The following is a 5,515-nucleotide window of genomic DNA, read 5'->3' as shown; positions in this document are numbered from 1 at the left end:
GGAGCATCCGATCCTTGAGAACTCAACAGCGTGCACTTGTCAAATGCCAATTTATTCCTCGTCCAGCTTTCGGGCTGGTTGAGAAATTCCTTTGGATCAAAGACCAACTCCTTTTGGGGGTTGGCATTCGGATGAAGTCAGCAATGATGTCATCTCTTTGGTCAGTTTCAAACTCGCAGGTCGCCGGTTTTCCCTGGTGGTTCTGTTTTTTTCTTTTACGGAGAGTTTGATCCTGGCTCAGGATGAACGCTGGCGGCGTGCTTAACACATGCAAGTCGAACGATGAACCAGGTGCTTGCACTTGGGGATTAGTGGCGAACGGGTGAGTAACACGTGAGCAACCTGCCCCTCACTCTGGGATAAGCGCTGGAAACGGCGTCTAATACTGGATACGAGTCGCAACCGCATGGTTAGTGACTGGAAAGATTTTTTGGTGGGGGATGGGCTCGCGGCCTATCAGCTTGTTGGTGAGGTAATGGCTCACCAAGGCGTCGACGGGTAGCCGGCCTGAGAGGGTGACCGGCCACACTGGGACTGAGACACGGCCCAGACTCCTACGGGAGGCAGCAGTGGGGAATATTGCACAATGGGCGGAAGCCTGATGCAGCAACGCCGCGTGAGGGATGACGGCCTTCGGGTTGTAAACCTCTTTTAGCAGGGAAGAAGCGAAAGTGACGGTACCTGCAGAAAAAGCACCGGCTAACTACGTGCCAGCAGCCGCGGTAATACGTAGGGTGCAAGCGTTATCCGGAATTATTGGGCGTAAAGAGCTCGTAGGCGGTTTGTCGCGTCTGCTGTGAAATCCCGAGGCTCAACCTCGGGCCTGCAGTGGGTACGGGCAGACTAGAGTGCGGTAGGGGAGATTGGAATTCCTGGTGTAGCGGTGGAATGCGCAGATATCAGGAGGAACACCGATGGCGAAGGCAGATCTCTGGGCCGTAACTGACGCTGAGGAGCGAAAGGGTGGGGAGCAAACAGGCTTAGATACCCTGGTAGTCCACCCCGTAAACGTTGGGAACTAGTTGTGGGGTCCTTTCCACGGATTCCGTGACGCAGCTAACGCATTAAGTTCCCCGCCTGGGGAGTACGGCCGCAAGGCTAAAACTCAAAGGAATTGACGGGGACCCGCACAAGCGGCGGAGCATGCGGATTAATTCGATGCAACGCGAAGAACCTTACCAAGGCTTGACATACACGAGAACGGGCCAGAAATGGTCAACTCTTTGGACACTCGTGAACAGGTGGTGCATGGTTGTCGTCAGCTCGTGTCGTGAGATGTTGGGTTAAGTCCCGCAACGAGCGCAACCCTCGTTCTATGTTGCCAGCACGTAATGGTGGGAACTCATGGGATACTGCCGGGGTCAACTCGGAGGAAGGTGGGGATGACGTCAAATCATCATGCCCCTTATGTCTTGGGCTTCACGCATGCTACAATGGCCGGTACAAAGGGCTGCAATACCGTGAGGTGGAGCGAATCCCAAAAAGCCGGTCCCAGTTCGGATTGAGGTCTGCAACTCGACCTCATGAAGTCGGAGTCGCTAGTAATCGCAGATCAGCAACGCTGCGGTGAATACGTTCCCGGGTCTTGTACACACCGCCCGTCAAGTCATGAAAGTCGGTAACACCTGAAGCCGGTGGCCTAACCCTTGTGGAGGGAGCCGTCGAAGGTGGGATCGGTAATTAGGACTAAGTCGTAACAAGGTAGCCGTACCGGAAGGTGCGGCTGGATCACCTCCTTTCTAAGGAGCATCTGACTCTTCGGAGTCCAGAACCCAGATCGAAGGCATACGTTCTTCGCTGGGAGCTCATGGGTGGAACATTTGACATGGCATCAGAACCAATGGTTTCTGCTAGTACGCACTTCGGTGTGGGAACGCGGGGGCTGGTGGGTTTGGTGCCTGCACGCTGTTGGGTCCTGAGGGACCGGGTGTGGGAACACATGCGGTACTTCTGGCCTTCTTCTGGTTTCCGGTTTGTCCGGTTGCTGGTTGGGGGACCGCCCGTACTTTGAGAACTACACAGTGGACGCGAGCATCTTCAGCATGACCCTTTGGGGTTGTGTTGTTTTGATGATCTTAAAGATCATTAGTCAATTTCATGTCAGGCTTTCGGGCCTGGCACCGATTCTTGATGAACTCATGTGATTTCAAGTCTTTAAGAGCAAACGGTGAATGCCTTGGCATCTGGAGCCGAAGAAGGACGTAGCAATCTGCGATAAGCCTCGGGGAACTGATAAGCGAGTTTTGATCCGAGGGTGTCCGAATGGGGAAACCCCGCTGGGCGGCGTGCCGACCTAGTGACTCCCGCCTGAATATATAGGGCGGGTAGAGGGAACGTGGGGAAGTGAAACATCTCAGTACCCACAGGAAGAGAAAACAACATGTGATTCCGTGAGTAGTGGCGAGCGAAAGCGGATGAGGCTAAACCGGGTGTGTGTGATAGCCGGCAGGCGTTGCATGCCCGGGGTTGCGGGACTTTTCTGATTGTTCTGCCGAACTTTCAGCGTTACAAGCAGGTATAGACGAACGGCTTTGAATGGCCGGTCATAGAGGGTGCGAACCCCGTAGTCGAAATGCCTGGCTTGGCGTGAAGAGTATCCCAAGTAGCACGGGGCCCGAGAAATCCCGTGTGAATCTGTCAGGACCACCTGATAAGCCTAAATACTCCCAGATGACCGATAGCGGACAAGTACCGTGAGGGAAAGGTGAAAAGTACCCCGGGAGGGGAGTGAAATAGTACCTGAAACCGTTTGCTTACAAACCGTTGGAGCCTCCTTAGTAGGGGTGACAGCGTGCCTTTTGAAGAATGAGCCTGCGAGTTAGCGATACGTGGCGAGGTTAACCCGTGTGGGGTAGCCGTAGCGAAAGCGAGTCTGAATAGGGCGATTCAGTCGCGTGTCCTAGACCCGAAGCGAAGTGATCTATCCATGGCCAGGCTGAAGCGACGGTAAGACGTCGTGGAGGGCCGAACCCACTTAGGTTGAAAACTGAGGGGATGAGCTGTGGATAGGGGTGAAAGGCCAATCAAACTTCGTGATAGCTGGTTCTCTCCGAAATGCATTTAGGTGCAGCGTTGCGTGTTTCTTGCCGGAGGTAGAGCTACTGGATGGCCGATGGGCCCTACAAGGTTACTGACGTCAGCCAAACTCCGAATGCCGGTAAGTGAGAGCGCAGCAGTGAGACTGTGGGGGATAAGCTTCATAGTCGAGAGGGAAACAACCCAGACCACCATCTAAGGTCCCTAAGCGCGTGCTAAGTGGGAAAGGATGTGGAGTTGCTGTGACAACCAGGAGGTTGGCTTAGAAGCAGCCACCCTTGAAAGAGTGCGTAATAGCTCACTGGTCAAGTGATTCCGCGCCGACAATGTAACGGGGCTCAAGCACGCCACCGAAGTTGTGGCATTGACATTTATGGTAGGCCTTCGTGGTCCAGCCGTGTTGATGGGTAGGAGAGCGTCGTGTGGCGAGTGAAGCGGCGGAGTGATCCAGCCGTGGACGCTACACGAGTGAGAATGCAGGCATGAGTAGCGAAAGACGTGTGAGAAACACGTCCTCCGGAAGACCAAGGGTTCCAGGGTCAAGCTAATCTTCCCTGGGTAAGTCGGGACCTAAGGCGAGGCCGACAGGCGTAGTCGATGGACAACGGGTTGATATTCCCGTACCGGCGAAGAACCGCCCAAGCTAATCCAGTAGTGCTAAGTATCTGAATCCCCATGACCGGATCCTTCGGGTGATGGCTTGGGGCCTAGCGTACGACCCCATTCTGGTGCGGCTAGCGTATTAACAGGTGTGACGCAGGAAGGTAGCCCAGCCAGGCGATGGTTGTCCTGGTGCAAGTGCGTAGGCCGAGAGATAGGCAAATCCGTCTCTCATACAGGCTGAGACACGATGCGAATAAAAAGTGGGTGATCCTATGCTGCCAAGAAAAGCATCGACGCGAGGTTCTAGCCGCCCGTACCCCAAACCGACTCAGGTGGTCAGGTAGAGAATACCAAGGAGATCGAGAGAATCGTGGTTAAGGAACTCGGCAAAATGCCCCCGTAACTTCGGGAGAAGGGGGGCCACCCGCTTATACGGATTTACTCCGAAAAGGGTGTGGTGGCCGCAGAGACTAGTGGGTAGCGACTGTTTACTAAAAACACAGGTCCGTGCCAAGTTGCAAGACGATGTATACGGACTGACGCCTGCCCGGTGCTGGAAGGTTAAGAGGACGGGTTAGCTTCGGCGAAGCTCAGAATTTAAGCCCCAGTAAACGGCGGTGGTAACTATAACCATCCTAAGGTAGCGAAATTCCTTGTCGGGTAAGTTCCGACCTGCACGAATGGCGTAACGACTTCCCAACTGTCTCAACCGCGAACTCGGCGAAATTGCATTACGAGTAAAGATGCTCGTTACGCGCAGCAGGACGGAAAGACCCCGTGACCTTTACTATAGCTTTGTATTGGTGTTCGGTGTGGCTTGTGTAGGATAGGTGGGAGACTTTGAAGCGGTGACGCCAGTTACCGTGGAGTCATTGTTGAAATACCACTCTGGTCACTCTGGATATCTAACTTCGAACCGTAATCCGGTTCAGGGACAGTGCATGGTGGGTAGTTTAACTGGGGCGGTTGCCTCCCAAAAAGTAACGGAGGCGCCCAAAGGTTCCCTCAACCTGGTTGGCAATCAGGTGTCGAGTGTAAGTGCACAAGGGAGCTTGACTGTGAGACTGACAGGTCGAGCAGGGACGAAAGTCGGGACTAGTGATCCGGCAGTGGCTTGTGGAAGCGCTGTCGCTCAACGGATAAAAGGTACCTCGGGGATAACAGGCTGATCTTGCCCAAGAGTCCATATCGACGGCATGGTTTGGCACCTCGATGTCGGCTCGTCGCATCCTGGGGCTGGAGTAGGTCCCAAGGGTTGGGCTGTTCGCCCATTAAAGCGGTACGCGAGCTGGGTTTAGAACGTCGTGAGACAGTTCGGTCCCTATCCGCTGCGCGCGTAGGAAGTTTGAGAGGATCTGACCCTAGTACGAGAGGACCGGGTTGGACGAACCTCTGGTGTGCCAGTTGTTCCGCCAGGAGCACCGCTGGTTAGCTACGTTCGGGATGGATAACCGCTGAAAGCATCTAAGCGGGAAGCCGGCCTCAAGATGAGACTTCCATACCTTCGGGTGAGAGGCTCCCAGCCAGACTACTGGGTTGATAGGCCAGATGTGGAAGCGTGGTAACACGTGCAGCTGACTGGTACTAATAAGCCGATGACTTGATAACACACCGTTCTTGGTGCTTGCGTCCACTTTGTGGTTCTCGACGTACGGTCGAAACCGCGAACATAACAAACATTACGTTTGTGCTTGTTCGAGACACGTCAATAGTGTTTCGGCGGCCATAGCGTGAGGGAAACGCCCGGTCACATTCCGAACCCGGAAGCTAAGCCTCACAGCGCCGATGGTACTGCAGGGGGGACCCTGTGGGAGAGTAGGACACCGCCGGACTTCCTTTAACAGAAAGGCCACCCAACGCAGGGTGGCCTTTCTGC

3 rRNA genes are annotated in these 5,515 nt (G+C 54.5%); all 3 read left to right on the top strand.

What is annotated here, in order from left to right:
* Positions 1–214: 214 nt before the first annotated feature.
* The 3 genes from RS86_RS00030 to rrf all read left to right on the top strand — a co-directional run bounded on the left by RS86_RS00030 (position 215) and on the right by rrf (position 5,471).
* Positions 215–1,739 (top strand): 16S ribosomal RNA (locus RS86_RS00030).
* A 405-nt stretch (positions 1,740–2,144) separates the two neighbouring features.
* A 23S ribosomal RNA gene (locus RS86_RS00025) occupies positions 2,145–5,247 on the top strand.
* 107 nt (positions 5,248–5,354) lie between these two features.
* Positions 5,355–5,471: ribosomal RNA gene (gene rrf / locus RS86_RS00020) — 5S ribosomal RNA — on the top strand.
* The 16S, 23S and 5S rRNA genes sit together here, the layout of an rRNA operon.
* Positions 5,472–5,515 lie beyond the last annotated feature (44 nt).

Origin of the sequence: Microbacterium azadirachtae, assembly GCF_000956505.1 — a bacterium.
Classification (GTDB): Bacteria; Actinomycetota; Actinomycetes; order Actinomycetales; family Microbacteriaceae; genus Microbacterium; species Microbacterium azadirachtae_A.
The sequence above is the reverse complement of the archived record's forward strand: the minus strand, read 5'-3'. Positions and strand labels throughout refer to the sequence as shown.